This window comes from Acidovorax sp. KNOB132 (assembly GCF_057541515.1).
Genome location: NZ_BAAJYT010000673.1, coordinates 1 through 507, shown reverse-complemented (window position 1 = coordinate 507; position 507 = coordinate 1). Strand labels below are relative to the sequence as shown.

Annotated in this window: 1 protein-coding gene; it reads right to left on the bottom strand. The window is 66.7% G+C overall.

Features of this window, described 5'->3' with window-relative positions:
• Window positions 1-46 precede the first annotated feature (46 nt).
• A partial coding sequence (locus tag AC27IO_RS25345; protein ID WP_498741361.1) for a winged helix-turn-helix domain-containing protein occupies window positions 47-507 on the bottom strand: 461 nt, incomplete at its 5' end.

Below are 507 nucleotides of genomic sequence, written 5' to 3'. Positions count from 1 at the left end.
TCAGCGCAATCATCACTAGGGCATACCGCTATTAAATCAATAGCATTCAGATGGCGATCTTCTCAAGGCAGTAGCCCAGGCCGCGCACCGTGGCGATGCGGATCGGGCCGCGCTCGATCTTCTTGCGCAGGCGGTGGATGTACACCTCGATGGCGTTGTTGCTCACCTCTTCGCCCCACTCGCACAGGCGCTCGACCAGTTGTTCCTTGGACACCAGCCGGCCGGCGCGCTGCAACAGCACCTCCAGCAGGCCCAGTTCGCGCGCCGACAGCTCCACCAGCTTGCCGTCGATGGTGGCCATGCGGCCGGCCTGGTCGTACACCAGCGGGCCGTGGCGGATGGCGCTGGTGGTGCCGCCCATGCCGCGCCGCGTGAGGGCGCGCACGCGCGCCTCGAGTTCCTGCAGGCTGAAGGGCTTGGCCATGTAGTCGTCGGCCCCGAAATCCAGGCCCTTGACGCGCTCTTCCACGCTGTCGGCGGCGGTGAGGATCAGCACCGGCAGGGCCG